Source organism: Leptospira johnsonii (assembly GCF_003112675.1).
GTDB lineage: Bacteria > Spirochaetota > Leptospiria > Leptospirales > Leptospiraceae > Leptospira_B > Leptospira_B johnsonii.
On the sequence record NZ_BFAY01000011.1, the window covers coordinates 1,522,124 to 1,537,670 of the forward strand.

The following is a 15,547-nucleotide window of genomic DNA, read 5'->3' on the forward strand; positions in this document are numbered from 1 at the left end:
GAGGTTTACATCGGAAGGAATACACAAATATGCTTTTCTAAATTCTCCTTGATTCCTTACTTTTGGTTTCCATATTCTACCGTTAAGATTCGGCCGATCCGATCCCGGCGAAAAAATGGCGAAATATTTTCCTTTCAAGATTTTACTAACGTGCGGTATCGCAGTTATTCTTATCGTTTTAGGGATCTTTCTATATTTTTTCTTTCGGAATGGCTCGGAGGTTCCGGTTTTTACGGACCGTTTTGAATTTAAGGGCCTAACAAGGGCACAGGCGGAGAAGTTCGGCATCCTTGGTGTCCCAAATGGTGTATCGGATTACTTTATCAAACGTTGCGGGTTTAGAGAATCTTGGGTGGTTTTCTCTAAATATAAGGTAGAAGGGGCCGAGTTTAGAAAAACAATTTTGGAACGATTCAAAAATCATCCCGGCTTGAACCATAGATTCGATTCTTATCCTAGCGAATGGCCTGAAAATTTCGATCAAGGAAATTGTAAACCAGACTGGTGGGAACCTTGTCCCAAAGGATTTTGGGCGGAAATTTCCAAAGACCCTTCTGTTGTAACTCATAAAGACGGATTCTATCTCTGCGAAAGCGGCAAAGAACTAAGATGGTTCGTTTTTCATTTTAGAAATATCCTATAATTATTGGCAAATGAAGAGTATATTCGAGAAAGTTAATATTGAAGAAAAACATTTTGCATATGCGAGTTTGAGCAGAAGAGTTTACGCTCAGTTTCTGGATTTTTTGATCCTATGCCCTGTTTTGCTTCCTCAGATCATGGTTTTTTATTATCACAATAAGATGGTATACGAGGTGTTCCCCTTCTATACTGCCTTACATTCTCTACTTTATGTAGGGTACAGATTCGTAATGCATGCGTTATTCGGAAGGACCCTTGGTAAGGCTTTCGCCGGGATAATTGTTATCGATTCGGGAAAAAGGTGTTTGGGATGGGGCCGGTCTTTTATTAGGATCTTGCCCGAGCTTGCATTATCATTAGTAACTATTATGAGCGCCGTCTACGATTCCAGAATATTTCTGGAACACCAGGCTGAAATGGAAGGTTTACCTTTGGCCGGTGTTCATAGGATCTTGAACAAATGGAATCCTTTGGACAATTTCACCTTCTGGGATTCCATTTTATATTATGGGATTTCAGTGGTTTATATCTTCTTTTCTCACAAAAGGACCGCATTGCACGATCTTTTTGCAGGAACCAGAGTGCTTCGTTATAAAGCCGAATAAGGCTCTTAGGCCTTTTCGGGAAATAAATTTCTTAGCTACAATCTCTTGACTCATATTCTGTAAATGTTATACTACAAAAATGCGGATCTTCGATTCTCATTTCCATATTATCGATCCAAGATTTCCTTTGGTGCCCAATCACGGCTTTTTGCCGGAACCATTTACGGTCTCGGATTATAATAAACAAGCGGATTGGCTTCGGATCAAAGGAGGCGCTGTTGTTTCCGGTTCCTTCCAGGTTTTCGATCAGACTTACTTGTTGGATGCCCTCTCCGTATTAGGAAAAAATTATGTAGGTGTGACCCAGCTCCCCGCAAATACTAAAGACTCCGAAATTTTGGATCTTCATAAATCGGGAGTGAGAGCTGTAAGGTTTAACGTAAGAAGGGGAGGCTCCGAGGAAATCTCTAAAATAAAAGAATTGGGTGCCAGGGTTTATGATATAGCAGGTTGGCATGTGGAACTCTATATCGATGCCAAAGAGGTAGACGAATTTTTGGAAGAAGTGTTATTGTCTCTGCCCAAGGTTTCCATAGACCATTTAGGACTATCTAAGGAAGGATTTTCTACCATTTTAAGATTGGTAGAAAAGGGAGTTAGAGTAAAGGCCACAGGATTCGGCAGGACCAATATGGATATAAGATCCGCCTTGGTGGAAATTGCAGAGATCAATCCGGATGCATTGATGTTTGGTACGGATCTTCCATCTACCCGTTCTCCTGCTCCTTTTACTGAGCAAGATCTGCATCTGGTAACGGATACATTCGAAGGTGAGTTGTTGCAAAAAGTATTATATTCGAATGCTCTTGAATTTTACGGCGTGAATGTAAAAGTATAGTTTATTCTTTTTTAAAGATCCGATCCGCTATCCTTTTTACGATCCAAGAAGGAAATATTTTAGTAGAATAATAATGCGCCTTATTCATAAATCCCGGAACCGATCTTTTGGTTTCGTTTTGGATCGCATTGAATGCGACCTTAGCTACATCTTTAGGATCCATTGCGATGGAATAAGCAAGATTTCCTAAGGATCCTTTTTTGTTTTCTTTATGGATCCCAGCGACGGAAAGAAAATTTGTCTTAGTCGTTCCTGGATACAAGATCCCAAGCTTGACCCCATAAGGAGCAAGTTCCGCGGCCAACGCTTCTGAAAAACTAACCACATAAGATTTACTTGCTGCATATGCTGCCATATAAGAGAGAGGCTGCAAAGAAGCTGTGGATGCAACATTCAATATAAAGCCATGCTTACGTTCGATCATCCTTTTAGAAAATTCGTTAGAAAGTCTCGTAACTGCACCTATATTGAGTAAAAGCATAGAATCCACTTTTTCGGAAGAAAGCTCCCAGGATTTTCCCCAAAGTCCGAATCCTGCGTTATTGACTAACACACCCACTTCCAAATTTAATTTGGAGATCCATTTTAGGATTTTAGAAATACTTTCCGTTTGAGTTAGATCTGCTTCTAAGGTTTCTAATTTTCCGGAAGGATTTATCTCTTTGCATTCTTTATGAAGAAGTTTTAATTCTTCCTTGGAAATACTGACTACTAATACTTGATAACCTTGTTTGTATAATAAGATAGAAAGTTCTTTGCCGATCCCGGAAGACCCTCCGGTAATAAGAACTGTTTTTTGAAAATTAGGTTTTTTGATTTCAACTAAAATCTGATCGAGTATGGTTAATAAATCATAAATCTTATTCAAGAAATTTGGTTCTTCAACATGCGAACCTAAAGTGTCTGCGATTCCTTTCGACTCATCTTTCAGCCAAGTTAAAGAGCTAATATCTTTAGATAGAAACCCACGTTTCATTTTATCAAGAACCATCAAATCTCTTTCATAACCGCTCTTTGAATAAAGAGCTTTATGATCTTTAATTTTTCGGCTAATATAATTATGCAGCTCGCTTGCCTTTCGTATATTTGTTTCCAAATCCATTTTTTTCTTCTTTAACAACATTATGAGTCCCTTTTCGATTTCGCAATAGATCCTTGAGAATCTGAAATCTGTCAAAGCCTAAAAAATCTAGCTTGCTCCTTGGAAAAAGGAACTTAAACTTCCCTGAATGTCTCCTTTATTCCAACCTTTAAAAACATATTTGGATTCAAAACTTTCTTTGATCGATAAGATCTCTAAGGAAAGAAAGGCGGTGCTTTCTTCTTTGGCGGAAAGTATTCTCCAATCTTTTGAGACCAAACAAAAAGCGAATTTAGTTTTTATATGTACTCATAATTCGAGAAGGAGCCAGATCGCTCAGGCATTTGCTGCGAGTATTCCTCATTATTTTGATTTTCCTGGGATTAAATCTTTCTCGGGAGGAACAAGTATCACCGAGTTACATCCGAATGCGGTGAATGCTTTGGAGAACTGCGGATTTCGTTTTGAAAACCAAGGACCTCCTCGTAATCCTAAATACTCTATTTGGTGGGCGGATGGAGCTCCTGCTATGATCGCTTATTCTAAAAAATTCCAAGATGCACCTAATCCCACCTCCGAGTTCATAGCGGTTTTGGTTTGTTCCCAAGCGGACGAGTCTTGTCCCTATGTTCCAGGAGCGGAAGCAAGGATTTCTCTTCCTTTTGAAGATCCGAAGTCTGCGGACGATTCCGAAAATCCTTTGGAGAAATATTTGCAAACCTGCGATCAGATTGCTTCTGAACTTCTTTATACTTTCCGGGAAGTGAAGCAGAAACTTTGAGATTCTTTCGGTTCTTGTTGGAATTCCTACATTTATCGTTTGCCACCTAATTTCTTTCTGTAGAACTAATATTTATGACGGTCCGTAACCAAGAAGATCTGAAAGCATTACAAAGGATAGGCAAGATCACTGCTGAAACTTTGGTCAAGATGAGAGAAGCTGCTAAGCCTGGGATCAGCACCAAAGAACTGGACTGTATCGCTCATTCTTATTTTTCAAAATTTGGGGCGAGAAGCGCTCCACAACTCATGTATAAATTCCCGGGCTATACTTGTATCAGCTTGAATACTGAGATTGCTCATGGAATTCCAAACGACCGTATTTTGAAAGAAGGTGACCTTCTGAATCTAGATGTTTCTTTGGAGTTAAATGGATATTTTGCCGACACCGGTTTTACCCTCATCGTTGGAAAAGACGATAAAGGTTTAGGCAAACTTTTAGATGTTTCCTCCGAAGCGTTGAAGCTTGCCCTTTCAGGTGTAAGAACAGGACAAAAACTGAATTCTATCGGCAAGGCAATAGAGAATACGGCTAAGAAGAATGGATACAAAGTGATCCGTACCTTATGCGGACATGGAGTCGGTAAATCTCTTCATGAAGAACCATTCGATATTTGTAATTATTACGAACCAAGAGATAAGCGGATTCTAAAATCGGGACAGGTCATCGCAGTCGAAACTTTTGTTTCGACTGGAGCAGAAGACTTTGTAGAAGGATCGGATGGATGGACCTTGAAAACTCCTGACGGTTCTTTTACCGCTCAGTTCGAACATTCAGTTGTTGTCACAGAGCTTGGACCGATTATTTTAACAGCGGCATAAAACAAAGATGATCACTATACTTTTAAACTTACTTCCTATCTTGATTTTCATTCTTGTATTCGTTATAGCTCTATGGGATAGAAAACAAAAGGAAACTTTTTCCAAGAAAAATTTCGGCTCCTTCTTCCCTGCTATTTTATCAGGAGAATTGAAGTCGGATCTAAACTCTGCTTCTTCTCAATTCGGAAAGGCAGGATATGCCGTTCAGAAGGAAGGGGATAAACTTCTTTTCCAGAATGCTTCTCAAGTAGCAAAACATCGGAACTGGTTATGGTCTTTCGGTTATGCTAAGGAGGAGGAGAATGGATCTATTAAGTATAAATTGTTCATCAACTTAGGTTCCGTTCTCACCGTTCCTGCCGCATTGTTCGTAGTGGTTTTCTATGGAATGCTGGTGCAGAATAATATTTCGGAAGAGCGGGTCTCTATCGCTCCTTACTTTTTCTTAGGATTCGCTTTTTTCTTTGCGATCTCCAGTTTTATCTCACAAACGATTAAGGAGAGAAGTTTCCTTAAAAAAAATCTTTCTCAAAATTAGAAAATGTTAATACGGATCGTACTCATTCTTTTGTCCCTTTCCTCCATGTTCGGTTTGGGACTCAGGATAGAAAAAAAGGAATTGGGCTCTTGGTCCAAATTTGTTCCGATCTTAGTATTTGCATTCTTTTGGAATTTCGGGATTCTTCCTGCATCTGTATTCTTTGCAGGAAAATTTTTAGGTGTATCCGAGCTTGCATTTGCTGCAATTTTTCTTTGTGCAGCTTCGCCCGGAGGAGCTTCAGGTGGTTTGTTCGTATTAAGAGCAAAAGGAAATCCAGCATTGGGCGGAATGTTGATCGCATTATTGAACGGTGCGAATACTATTCTTACTCCTTTGATCTTTTCTATCTACCAAGGCGGTTCCGGATTTAATTTCGATCTGTTCCTAAAACTTTTTTTGATCGGGACATTTTTGCAAGGTCTACCTTTACTGCTCGGACTTCTGAGTAAATACTTCTTCCCTAAAATTTTCGATCCAATTGCTCCTTGGGTGGAAAGATTCAGCACTTTCTGTTTGGTCTTAGCGATCTTACTTTTGATCTTTCAGTATGGAGAATATGCACTGAGTCTAGGTTGGATTACTTGGACCTGTGCCGCTGTGGCGGTAGGATTTTCTTTTCTCCCTGGCATCTTTATGTTCAATTCCACACAAGAAGTTAGAGCTTCCTTGTCCATGGTTTCTGCGATCAGAAGTTTATCTTTGGCTCTACTTCTTGCTGAACTGCATATCAAACAAAGTGAGACATTGCTTACTGTGCTTATGTACGGAACCGTAATGTATTTGTTGAGTGCTATTGTCGCTGAATTTTGGAATGGAAGGAAGAAGGTTCAAATATGAATTTTTATTTGAATGCGTATTCTAAATCCAATTTCATAATAGATGTTATAGTAATTATTACTTTTACTTTATTTCTTTTTGTATTCTTGCTGGATAAGAGAAAGTTTATCTTTTCTAAGGAATGGGATCTTTCTTTTTATAAAAGAATTTTAATTCTCACTCTGATCTATCTGGTTCTTGCGTGCGCTGTGCCTTTGATTTTGGATGTGAGTTCTTTTATTCGTGTTAGGATCGCTTGGACCGTTCTTACAATTGCATTTCCTATATTAGGATTAGTTCATTTTCTATTTTCCAAGAGAATTTCTTTCTTGTTCCTTTCTATCTTCTTGCTTTGTATCAAATTTTACTCGGAGGTTTGGGAGCCGAATTTTCTGGATGTAGAACATATCCAGATCCGATCGGATAAGATACTTTCTCCCATCAAGATCGTGCATATCTCCGATCTACAAACCGATGATATAAGAGATCTACATCTAGAAGTTAGGGAAGAAGCAAATCGTTTCCAACCGGACCTGATCTTATTTACCGGAGACGTGATGAATCATGCTTCCTTATATCCGATCGTAACTTCTTATTTGAAAGAATTCAAAAGTAATAATGGATTCTTTTTTGTTACAGGTGATGTGGATCATATATTGCGCTATACTGATTTTTCTTCTAAAACTGGTTCAGTTCTTTGGGATCGAAAATCAAAGGTCATCCAGATTGGAAAAAATAAGATCGGTTTGATCGGATTAGGTTTACCTGATTATAGGAACAAAACTTTGATCTGGAATTTGAGAAGGGAGATCCCTGAGGATATTTATTCCATTCTGATCAGTCATTATCCTGATTCTGTTTTGCACCAACCGAATGAAAAAGTGGATTTGATCTTAGCGGGACATACTCATGGTGGACAAGTCCAGGTTCCTTTTTTTGGTCCAATTTTAACTCTCTCTAGGGTCCCTCGTCATATTGCAGCCGGGGGATTGAACTCTTACGAAAATACTGATATTATAGTTAGTAGAGGTTTAGGGGCAGAAGGTCATGTGGCGCCAAGGATCCGATTCGGTGCAAGACCTCATTTGATTTTGTTGGAACTCCTACCTGCGAATCCCACGAAAGAAACCGTGAAAAACGGGATCTAAAATTTACTCAGAAAGGGTCCGATCCGATATGCGGTTTACGTCAGTCTTTCTATTTTGTTTGCTTTTGGTTTTTATAACCTGCCAATCCGTAACCGTAGAATATCCTAAGTATCCTTCTACAAAAGAGGGAAGGGACTTAAAACAATTCTTAAATGGGGTAAGGACAGTTGCATTTACGTTAGAGCCTATGAATTCCGAAATATGGGGCCACGAAAGTAATCGTTCTTTCATATTAATGGTCCCCGGAAAAATTTATGAAAGTTTTTCAAAAGATTCTTATTTTAAGATTTTGGATCTAAAAGACAGAGCGGATATTCTGGAAGAAAAAGAACTTTCTTTCGAAGGAATACAAAAGAACAGAAAGAAGATCGGAGCACTATTGGATGCGGATGCAATTTTATACGTTTCCGTCAAACAACCCGAGTCCCAATGTTATGTGGAAAGCAAAATGGATTATCTTGCTCTTGGGATGGCTGTTCTTAGGGTAGCCGCCGCAGGAAAGGATAGGGACAGACAATTGAGCAGAGCTGCCTCTTCTCTCGTAAACGATCCTATAGTAAAACCCACCGGTGTGCGAAAAGTTTATATTCCTATAGAAGCCAATCTGATCCGGATTGATTCAGGAGAGACTCTGAAGGTTGTCATTAGCAAACCTTCTATCATTTTCAATGGAGTAGGTGACGTTAGCTGTCCTAGTATACTCCCTTCTCTTTCCACAGCTTTAGATGAGTCTATTTCTGAAATACAAAGGAGACTTTCTCCAAAAGTTGAATCGGAAGATATTTCTATTTTTACTGAAGATGAAAATCCGGAAGTAGAAGCGCTTCTTTTAGAAGGTTACGAAGAGATCGCCGGAGAAAATCCGAATTTCCAGAGAGCTAAAGCTGCTTGGGAAAAAGCGGACCTAAAAGCAAAAGGAAAATCTTGGGCGGCTAAGGCGAATTTAGCTACATATTATTTTTCGGAAGGGGATTACCAAAAGGCGATTCAGTTTTACGATGAGGCAATCCGTTTGGGAGGCCCGGAAGATGATTATCTAAAAGAGCTGAAAGAATTGATGGCGCCTCCTCCGATAGAGGAAGAGGCGACCGAAGAAAAGTAAATTACCCTCTTCCTTTTTCTCCTCTTCTTAAGAAAGCCGGAATATCATAATCTTCTTTCATGTTTCCGGAAGGATTTTTGGACTTAAGTGCCCTGTATGCTTCCGGATCGTTGCTGATCCTTTCCGGTTCCGTTTTGAAAGTCTGACGAGGCTCTTCCATTTCAGGAAGTCCTACTACTTTCCTTTGAGGTTGGGATTGCAATTTAGGAACGGATCCGATACCGGTCGCTCTTTTATTGAACCCGGTCGCGATCACGGTGATACGAATTCTTTTTTCCAGATCCGCATCCTCGGTTAAACCGATGATGATATTTGCGTTAGGATCTACTTGGGAAGTGATGATCTGGGATACTTCGTTCCAATCGGAAATCGTAAGATCAGTCCCTCCTGTAACGTTGATCAAAAGAGAAGTTGCTCCTGCGATAGAGCGAGAATCCAATAGAGCGTTATCGATCGCAAAATTAACCGCTTGGGAGACTTTGTTTTCTCCGTAACCTTCTCCCACTCCCATGACCGCATCGCCTGTATCCCTCATGATCGCCTTTACATCTGCAAAGTCCACATTGATGATACCGGGATTATTAACGATATCGCTGATTCCTCTCACTGCATTTAAAAGAATATCATCTATCACTCTAAATGCTTGGTCGATCGGAGTATCTCTTTCTACCACTTGGAAAATGGATTCATTATTAACTAAAATTAATGTATCTACGTAAGAGCGAAGTTGTTCTACACCTCTTTTGGCGAGCTCCATTCTTCTTTTTCCTTCGAAAGAAAAAGGAATTGTGACCACTCCGACTACTAAGCATTTCTGCTCTTTTGCGATTTTTGCAACGATAGGTGCTGCACCCGTTCCGGTTCCGCCTCCCATTCCCGCAGTTACAAAAACCATGTCCGCACCTTGGATCACGGATGAGATCTTTTCTCTATCCTCTTCTGCGGCTCTTGCACCTAGTTCAGGATCTCCTCCTGCACCCATTCCTCTTGTCGTCTTGGAACCTAATGCGATCTTACTTTCTATTTCGGAACGTTTTAATACCTGTTCGTCGGTATTCATGATGACATATTCCACACCTTTCAGGCTGGAATTTGCCATTCTAGCGACTGCGTTCATTCCGCCGCCGCCTATTCCTAAAACTTTAATAACTGCAGGGTTTGATCTTTCTTCTTCTTCGAAACGTAACATGTATCACTCCCTTAGAGGTTTTCCTCTATCCATCTCCGAATTTTTTTACCCCAAGTCTCGCTTCTGTCCTGGGATTTTCTTTCCATGTCCCCTAATCTGGAGGCGTATTTGATAAGTCCAACTGCGGTAGCGAATTCAGGAGAAGATACTCTATCTGAAAGTCCGGAAAGTCCAGCTGGTCTCGCGCGAGTTACCGTTAGACGAAATACATCTTCTGCAAGACTTTCGATCCCTTCTAAAAGGCTTCCTCCTCCTGTGAGGATGACTCCTCCGGCTAAGAAGGATTTTTTTCCTGACTTGACTAGTTCCACATCCACCATCTCGAAAATTTCCCTCATACGAGGTTCTATTACATGAACTAGTTCTTCTCTCAGGACAGCTCGAGCGGGTCTTCCGCTAATGGGTGGGATCTCCACTGTTTCAGTTGGATCGATTTCTTCTAAAGAACAATGACCGTATCTTTTTTTCACAAGTTCTGCGGTCTCTATCGTAGTTTTTAAACCGATAGAAAGATCGGAAGTAACATTGTACCCGCCGAATGGGATCACGGAAGAATAAGCGATCCCTCCATCCACATAAACGATCAGATCGCAGATGCCTGCACCGATGTCCAGGACAGCAGTTCCTAGATCCTTCTCTCCGGAAGTTAAAACTGCATCGGAAGAAGCCAAACTAGAAAGGACTCTTGTCTCTTCTGCCAAACCGGCTGCTTCAATACATTTTTCTAAATTATGAAGTGCTGTTAGACCTGCCGTGACAATATGAACTTCTGCCTCTAGACGAACGCCGGTCATTCCGATCGGGTCCTTGATAGAAGTTTGATCGTCCACGGAAAATTCTTTGGAAAGAACATGTAAAATTTCTTGGTCCGCAGGGACTCGAACTGCTTGCGCAGCTTCTATCACTCTAACTATATCCGGCTCTGTTACCACTCTATCTCTATTCGTTATGGCAACCACTCCCTTGGAATTGTCCGCACGAACCGATTTGCCGGTAACATTTACCACAACATAACCGATCTCTTGACCGCACATGAGTTCCGCTTCACTCACTGCTTCAATGATGGAACGAGTGGTAGCTTCTATATTGATGATGGAACCGTTTTTGATCCCGGAAGAAGGAAACATTCCTGTCCCGATAATTTCAGTTTCATATTCGGAGATAGGACGTCCTACCACCACTTTTGTAAGTGCTGATCCTAGATCCAGAGAGACTATGATTCTTTCAGAAGATTCCATATTCTTAATGGTAGACCGCGTCTTCTCCTCGTATGTCCACGAGTTTGGGGCGGACTTTTTCTTTTTCAAGATATGCTAATACTGCGTATAACTTTCTGACCTGTTCCGTTTGGAATAAGGTCCCGATCTGCACACGGACTGGAAGAGGAGTGTCTGCGTAGACAAAAATTTCTCCATCTTCATGCAAGGACACTTCGGAGATCCTGGACTTTAATGCAGGATAAGAACGAAATGCATTCTCCACAGAAGTGTGAAGATCCTTGAATGCAGCTCCGACTACTTCTCCTTTTTCTCTTGGGAATGTCCCGGAAAGAACGGTGAGTCCTTGGCTTCGAACATCATCCATGGAAAGTATCTTAAGTTCGGAATCTATTTCGAAAAGATGACCGTCGGAGTTCACAAGATAATTTGGTTTTCTTTCGGTGATCTCTACCAGCAATTGGTCGTCCGTTTTTTTTTCCAAGTGAGCGGATTTGATCCTGGGGTGTGAGGTAAGTCGGTGTTCCATTTGGCCGAGGTCGTAATTTTCGAAAGAGGTTCCCGGTTGGATACCCATGATCTGAACTATTTCTTCCGTTCTAAGAGTTTCGTGTCCTGTCAGTATGAGTTTATTCAACTCCTGGGGAAGGGTCCCCCTCCTAAATCCCCAGCCTAGAGTGCTCGCCAATAGAAAGAGGAAGGCCAGAAGCCACCAACTCGTTCTTTTTTGAACGGATTCTTTCAAAAAGTCAATTATATTATGTCTCATAGCCGTTTCGAGGGCCTTTTTTCTTCCTTTCCCTTAGAATTATCGGGAAATTCTCTAAAAATTCGCCCATCTATTTTTGATTTGGTCGGGATTTAGTTGATCTGAATGGAAAGCCGAAGTTTCTAATAGAAGAAAGTATGAAATTCCCGATCCCTTCTCCCATTCATCTAGGTTTCGTTTTCTTTTGTGCTTTTTTCGTACTCTTATACCAATCCGTGATCGAAAGATCCGGCTCTCAAGAAGACTATCCTTATACTTTAAAAATCTATTATCCAAAGTCCCAAGGTATACGTCCCGGAACTCCAGTCAGCATTTTAGGATTGGCGAGAGGGATCGTAAGAGATGTGGATGTGGTTGGGATAGAAGAAGTTCCAGACAAAAGATTTTTAGACAAGAACAGGACCAAGGCAGTAGAGATCACGATTCGATTGGCCGAGCCTATCACATTGTATTCAAACTATGATATCAGTTTTAGGACTGCTACCGTTCTTTCTGGGAGAACCATCGATATCAATCCAGGAAATGCGGAAGAAGATTCAAAACGGGTTTTCTTCAAACCTACGTACAAAGAGGAGGAGGGTTTTCGTCCTGATTTTGCTCCTTCTGCCAGATACTATGATGATTTTTTTGCAGCGTCCACAGGTGTGATCCGAGAGAATAAAGAAGATATTAATTTGACGTTTGGCAACTTAGAAGAGATCTCCTATAAACTCAAAAGTAGTAACGGTTCGGTTCCTAGGTTCATCAACGATCCGGATACTTACGACAATCTGGCCGAGACATTGACAGACATGAGAATTTTAGGAGACGATGCCAGAAGATATGTGGAAGGGTATCGCAAGATAGAAAGAAGCGCCCCTATCCCTTTCTCCATCAATTTGTATCGTAGGACCACCATCATCGGTGGGATTTCCAGCGATTTCTATTTGAACAAACTATAACTCCGGTGGCGATTCCCTATAACTAAGCTAGAAGCACCTTCGAAAAGGCGGGGACAAACTAAGCTACCTTGCCGATCCTAGTATCTATGAAAGTCGCAGTGATCCATGATTGGCTGAATGGAATGAGAGGAGGAGAGATCGTACTCGATTCCATCCTAAAAGTATTTCCGGACGCCGATCTATTTACCCTTTTTTACGAAAAAGGAAAGTTAAATGAAAGGATCGAAAATAGAAAGATCGTAACCGCGTTTACAGATAGTCTTCCTTTCAAATCCAAGTACCGTTGGTATCTTCCATTATTCCCCACTGCGATCGAGTCCTTGGATCTAAGAGGATATGATCTGATCGTATCTTCTTCTCATTGTGTTGCAAAAGGTGTGATCCCTGATCCTGATGCGATCCATATTAGCTATGTACATTCTCCTATGAGATATGTATGGGATTTGTATTATGATTATTTTCCTGCAAGAAGCGGTTTGAAATTTTTCGCATTCCAACTTGTTTCCAATTATCTTCGCAACTGGGATTCTGTTTCTTCTAACAGAGTAGATTCTTTCTTATGCAACTCGGAGTTCGTTTCCAGAAGGATCCAAAAATACTATAGAAGAGACTCCAAGGTAGTATATCCTCCTTGTTTGCCTAAAGGTTTTAGGGTTCAGGCGGGGAAGAAGGAAAACTTCGACCTGATCGTTTCCGCATTCGCACCATATAAGCGTATCGACTTGGCAATAGAGGCATATAGAAAAAATGGAAGACCTCTGAAAATTTTAGGAAGCGGCCAAGAATATAAGAAACTTGTAAAAGAACTTCCACCTAATGTGGAGATCTTACCTCATCGGCCAAGGAATGAAGTGCAAGAGTATATGGCCAAGGCAAAGACATTCATTTTTCCCGGAATGGAAGATTTCGGGATCGCACCTGTAGAAGCTCAAGGCTATTGTACACCTGTTCTGGCGTATGGAAAGGGTGGGGCATTGGAAACAGTGGTCTCCGGAAAGACGGGGCTATTCTTCCGAGAGCAAACAGTGGAGGCATTGAACTCCGCCTTAGAGCAATCCGACCGAAAAGAATGGAAATCTAAGGACTTTCAGGCCTCGGTAAACCGTTTTACAGAGGAAAAATTCATCATCCAAATCCAAAAGACGGTCGAGACTATAAACAAGAACTCTGGAAAAAGGAGGGGCGTTTGATTACTTTGCATAGATTAAAAGGAACTGAATTCGTTCTGAACGCCTCTCATATTGAATGTATCGAAGCCAATCCGGATACAACGATCACTTTGTCTAATGATAGAAAATATGTGGTCCAGGAAAGTATCCCGGAAGTAATCGAAAAAATTTTGGAGTTCAAGAAACGAGTGCTGGTGTTTCCTTTAGGTTCCGCGCCGGATCAATTTAAGAAGGTAGATTAAACTGCAATGGATATAGCTACAATCATAGGCTTCGGCTCTGCAGTCGTAGTATTCGCATTCGGGATCCTTTCCGCCGGTCTGAATCCGATCGATATCGTGGATATACCTTCCATTTTGATCACATTCGGTGGAGCAACCGCTTGTACCGTAATGGCGGTTCCTTGGCAAAATACTCTGGAATTGGGAAAAGTAACTCGTAAGGCTTTTAGAGAAGAAAAAAGCGACCTCATCGGACTCATAAAAACTTTAGTTTCCTTCTCGGAGAAAGCAAGAAGAGAAGGTCTACTCGCGTTGGAAGACGACGTGAACGAACTTCCGGAAGAATTTTTAAGAAAGGGAATTACCCTTGTTGTGGACGGAACAGATCCTGAGCTTGTTCGGAATATTATGGAAACCGAAATGACTAATATCGCTTCCAGACATAGTGCCGGAAAAGCCTGGTGGGAAAACTGGGGAGCGCTTGCTCCCGCGTTCGGGATGATCGGAACTCTGATCGGACTGGTTCAGATGTTGAAGAACCTTGGATCCGGAGACGCGAGTGCGATCGGAACAGGGATGGCTGCTGCGTTGATCACCACATTGTACGGATCCATGGGAGCGAACATGATCGCGATCCCGATCATGAAAAAACTCATGCGTAAATCCGAAGACGAACTATTAGTAAGACAGATCATGATAGAAGGTACACTCTCCATCCAATCGGGAGACAACCCTCGTATCGTGAAGGATAAGCTCGCAAGTTATCTGCCACCTGGCGAACGCGGCGTATTAAAAGACGAAAACGATTAAGAATTATTTCGGTAGAAGAATATGGCAAAACAGAAATGTCCTGAATGTATCCAAAATATTCCAGAGTATATGCTTACTTATGGAGACATGGTTACGCTTCTTCTTTGCTTCTTCATTATGTTATATCGTACAGGTAAAACGAACGCGATAGAAATGCAGATCATTCTATCCGCGTTTAAGACTACTACCGGGTTTTTTGACGGCGGCCAAACTCTTTCCAAAGGAAAATTGGAAGAGATGGGAATGAATATAGAAAGTCTTCCTTCCATGACTACAGGAAAGGCGCTTTCTAAATCTAAGAAAACCGCCACGGAATTATTCAAACCTGAGATAGAAGCAGGGAAAGTGCGAGTAACTGAAGACGAAAGAGGTCTTGTGATCAGCTTAGTGGGAGCCGATTATTTTAATCCAGGTTCCGCAATTTTGCAGGAACCGATCAAGAGCACATTAAAAAAGGCCAGCGGACTTATCAAAGGATTAGAAAGATTCGTAAGGGTAGAAGGTCACTGCGACGCTGATGCAGTACTTCCCGGCGCCAATCCCAACAGGGAAGAAAGAACTTATTTAAACAACTGGGACCTTGCTGGAGCAAGAGCGATCAACTCCACGGATTATGTAGTGGGAGTAGGAAAGTTGGATCCGAGTTGGTTTCAAGCTGTGAGTTTCGGATCTTATCGACCGTTGGTTGTGGAGAACCAAGGAACTCCGGAAGCAAAAGCATTCAATAGAAGAATTGATATCGTAATTTTAACGGAAAAATCCACCAAACGAAGCGAATACGAATCTAACTTCGGCCTACCGAAAAGCCGAGTTCCGGGTTCGGAATCTTCCACTGAAAGTGGATTATAGAAGAGTA

The 15,547-nt window shown here is 41.3% G+C and carries 18 protein-coding genes; 14 read left to right on the forward strand and 4 right to left on the reverse strand.

Going from position 1 to position 15,547, the window contains the following annotated elements; genetic code table 11:
• Positions 1-115 precede the first annotated feature (115 nt).
• The 3 genes from LPTSP_RS16020 to LPTSP_RS16030 all read left to right on the forward strand — a co-directional run bounded on the left by LPTSP_RS16020 (position 116) and on the right by LPTSP_RS16030 (position 2,085).
• On the forward strand, positions 116-643 hold the full coding sequence (locus LPTSP_RS16020; protein ID WP_108929656.1) for a hypothetical protein: 528 nt from the start codon (positions 116-118) through the stop codon (positions 641-643).
• Positions 644-653: 10 nt separating this feature from the next.
• Positions 654-1,247, forward strand: coding sequence for an RDD family protein (locus tag LPTSP_RS16025; RefSeq protein ID WP_108929657.1), 594 nt, complete (start codon positions 654-656; stop codon positions 1,245-1,247).
• Positions 1,248-1,326: 79 nt separating this feature from the next.
• Positions 1,327-2,085, forward strand: a complete 759-nt coding sequence (locus LPTSP_RS16030) for an amidohydrolase family protein (protein WP_108929658.1) — start codon at positions 1,327-1,329, stop codon at positions 2,083-2,085.
• A 1-nt stretch (position 2,086) separates the two neighbouring features.
• Here LPTSP_RS16030 and LPTSP_RS16035 read toward each other — a convergent pair whose 3' ends face one another.
• Positions 2,087-3,076, reverse strand: a complete 990-nt coding sequence (locus LPTSP_RS16035) for an SDR family NAD(P)-dependent oxidoreductase (RefSeq protein ID WP_245915599.1) — start codon at positions 3,074-3,076, stop codon at positions 2,087-2,089.
• Between the two features lie 238 nt (positions 3,077-3,314).
• Here LPTSP_RS16035 and LPTSP_RS16040 point away from each other — a divergent pair, with 238 nt between their 5' ends.
• The 6 genes from LPTSP_RS16040 (at position 3,315) to LPTSP_RS16065 (ending at position 8,375) form a co-directional block, all read left to right on the forward strand.
• The gene (locus LPTSP_RS16040; protein WP_108929659.1) at positions 3,315-3,947 is read left to right on the forward strand and encodes a low molecular weight phosphatase family protein; all 633 of its coding nucleotides are present in this window, start codon (positions 3,315-3,317) and stop codon (positions 3,945-3,947) included.
• 74 nt (positions 3,948-4,021) lie between these two features.
• Positions 4,022-4,768 carry a type I methionyl aminopeptidase gene (gene map, locus LPTSP_RS16045; protein WP_108929660.1) on the forward strand — a complete coding sequence of 249 codons (747 nt, stop codon included), beginning with the start codon at positions 4,022-4,024 and terminating at the stop codon, positions 4,766-4,768.
• A gap of 7 nt (positions 4,769-4,775) precedes the next feature.
• Positions 4,776-5,306: a hypothetical protein gene (locus tag LPTSP_RS16050; protein WP_108929661.1), complete on the forward strand. Its 531-nt coding sequence runs from the start codon at positions 4,776-4,778 to the stop codon at positions 5,304-5,306.
• Between the two features lie 3 nt (positions 5,307-5,309).
• Complete coding sequence (locus LPTSP_RS16055; protein ID WP_108929662.1) at positions 5,310-6,146, forward strand: bile acid:sodium symporter; 837 nt, start codon at positions 5,310-5,312, stop codon at positions 6,144-6,146.
• On the forward strand, positions 6,143-7,273 hold the full coding sequence (locus tag LPTSP_RS16060; protein ID WP_108929663.1) for a metallophosphoesterase: 1,131 nt from the start codon (positions 6,143-6,145) through the stop codon (positions 7,271-7,273). Before LPTSP_RS16055 ends, LPTSP_RS16060 begins: the two co-directional genes overlap by 4 nt.
• Positions 7,274-7,301: 28 nt before the next feature.
• Positions 7,302-8,375, forward strand: coding sequence for a lipoprotein LipL41 (locus LPTSP_RS16065; RefSeq protein ID WP_108929664.1), 1,074 nt, complete (start codon positions 7,302-7,304; stop codon positions 8,373-8,375).
• Between the two features lies 1 nt (position 8,376).
• Here LPTSP_RS16065 and ftsZ read toward each other — a convergent pair whose 3' ends face one another.
• Genes ftsZ through LPTSP_RS16080 form a run of 3 tightly spaced genes read right to left on the reverse strand, consistent with a single transcriptional unit; the run spans position 8,377 to position 11,550 of the window.
• Positions 8,377-9,564 (reverse strand): cell division protein FtsZ, encoded by a 1,188-nt coding sequence (gene ftsZ, locus LPTSP_RS16070; RefSeq protein ID WP_108929665.1) that lies wholly within the window; start codon positions 9,562-9,564, stop codon positions 8,377-8,379.
• A gap of 11 nt (positions 9,565-9,575) precedes the next feature.
• Positions 9,576-10,802, reverse strand: a complete 1,227-nt coding sequence (gene ftsA, locus LPTSP_RS16075) for a cell division protein FtsA (RefSeq protein WP_108929666.1) — start codon at positions 10,800-10,802, stop codon at positions 9,576-9,578.
• A gap of 4 nt (positions 10,803-10,806) precedes the next feature.
• Complete coding sequence (locus LPTSP_RS16080) at positions 10,807-11,550, reverse strand: cell division protein FtsQ/DivIB (protein WP_108929667.1); 744 nt, start codon at positions 11,548-11,550, stop codon at positions 10,807-10,809.
• A gap of 137 nt (positions 11,551-11,687) precedes the next feature.
• Between LPTSP_RS16080 and LPTSP_RS16085 the strand changes: the two genes are divergently transcribed.
• The 5 genes from LPTSP_RS16085 to motB all read left to right on the forward strand — a co-directional run bounded on the left by LPTSP_RS16085 (position 11,688) and on the right by motB (position 15,540).
• Positions 11,688-12,491 (forward strand): MlaD family protein, encoded by an 804-nt coding sequence (locus LPTSP_RS16085; RefSeq protein ID WP_108929668.1) that lies wholly within the window; start codon positions 11,688-11,690, stop codon positions 12,489-12,491.
• A gap of 86 nt (positions 12,492-12,577) precedes the next feature.
• Positions 12,578-13,681 carry a glycosyltransferase gene (locus LPTSP_RS16090; protein WP_167396465.1) on the forward strand — a complete coding sequence of 368 codons (1,104 nt, stop codon included), beginning with the start codon at positions 12,578-12,580 and terminating at the stop codon, positions 13,679-13,681.
• Positions 13,678-13,902: a flagellar FlbD family protein gene (locus LPTSP_RS16095; protein ID WP_108929670.1), complete on the forward strand. Its 225-nt coding sequence runs from the start codon at positions 13,678-13,680 to the stop codon at positions 13,900-13,902. The genes LPTSP_RS16090 and LPTSP_RS16095 overlap by 4 nt, the downstream gene beginning before the upstream one ends.
• 6 nt (positions 13,903-13,908) lie before the next feature.
• A complete protein-coding gene (locus LPTSP_RS16100) occupies positions 13,909-14,691 on the forward strand; it encodes a motility protein A (RefSeq protein ID WP_108929671.1) in 783 nt (260 codons plus the stop codon).
• 21 nt (positions 14,692-14,712) lie between these two features.
• Complete coding sequence (gene motB / locus LPTSP_RS16105; RefSeq protein WP_108929672.1) at positions 14,713-15,540, forward strand: flagellar motor protein MotB; 828 nt, start codon at positions 14,713-14,715, stop codon at positions 15,538-15,540.
• Positions 15,541-15,547: the final 7 nt, after the last annotated feature.

Excerpts from the sequence above, each read along its gene's own strand:
- LPTSP_RS16035 (WP_245915599.1), bottom strand. The coding sequence starts at position 3,076 with ATGGTTCTTGATAAAATGAAACGTGGGTTTCTATCTAAAGATATTAGC.
- LPTSP_RS16020 (WP_108929656.1), top strand. The coding sequence starts at position 116 with ATGGCGAAATATTTTCCTTTCAAGATTTTACTAACGTGCGGTATCGCA.
- LPTSP_RS16025 (WP_108929657.1), top strand. The coding sequence starts at position 654 with ATGAAGAGTATATTCGAGAAAGTTAATATTGAAGAAAAACATTTTGCA.
- LPTSP_RS16050 (WP_108929661.1), top strand. The coding sequence starts at position 4,776 with ATGATCACTATACTTTTAAACTTACTTCCTATCTTGATTTTCATTCTT.
- LPTSP_RS16060 (WP_108929663.1), top strand. The coding sequence starts at position 6,143 with ATGAATTTTTATTTGAATGCGTATTCTAAATCCAATTTCATAATAGAT.
- LPTSP_RS16100 (WP_108929671.1), top strand. The coding sequence starts at position 13,909 with ATGGATATAGCTACAATCATAGGCTTCGGCTCTGCAGTCGTAGTATTC.
- ftsA (WP_108929666.1), bottom strand. The coding sequence starts at position 10,802 with ATGGAATCTTCTGAAAGAATCATAGTCTCTCTGGATCTAGGATCAGCA.
- ftsZ (WP_108929665.1), bottom strand. The coding sequence starts at position 9,564 with ATGTTACGTTTCGAAGAAGAAGAAAGATCAAACCCTGCAGTTATTAAA.
- LPTSP_RS16040 (WP_108929659.1), top strand. The coding sequence starts at position 3,315 with ATGTCTCCTTTATTCCAACCTTTAAAAACATATTTGGATTCAAAACTT.
- LPTSP_RS16090 (WP_167396465.1), top strand. The coding sequence starts at position 12,578 with ATGAAAGTCGCAGTGATCCATGATTGGCTGAATGGAATGAGAGGAGGA.
- motB (WP_108929672.1), top strand. The coding sequence starts at position 14,713 with ATGGCAAAACAGAAATGTCCTGAATGTATCCAAAATATTCCAGAGTAT.
- map (WP_108929660.1), top strand. The coding sequence starts at position 4,022 with ATGACGGTCCGTAACCAAGAAGATCTGAAAGCATTACAAAGGATAGGC.
- LPTSP_RS16065 (WP_108929664.1), top strand. The coding sequence starts at position 7,302 with ATGCGGTTTACGTCAGTCTTTCTATTTTGTTTGCTTTTGGTTTTTATA.
- LPTSP_RS16085 (WP_108929668.1), top strand. The coding sequence starts at position 11,688 with ATGAAATTCCCGATCCCTTCTCCCATTCATCTAGGTTTCGTTTTCTTT.
- LPTSP_RS16080 (WP_108929667.1), bottom strand. The coding sequence starts at position 11,550 with ATGAGACATAATATAATTGACTTTTTGAAAGAATCCGTTCAAAAAAGA.
- LPTSP_RS16030 (WP_108929658.1), top strand. The coding sequence starts at position 1,327 with ATGCGGATCTTCGATTCTCATTTCCATATTATCGATCCAAGATTTCCT.
- LPTSP_RS16055 (WP_108929662.1), top strand. The coding sequence starts at position 5,310 with ATGTTAATACGGATCGTACTCATTCTTTTGTCCCTTTCCTCCATGTTC.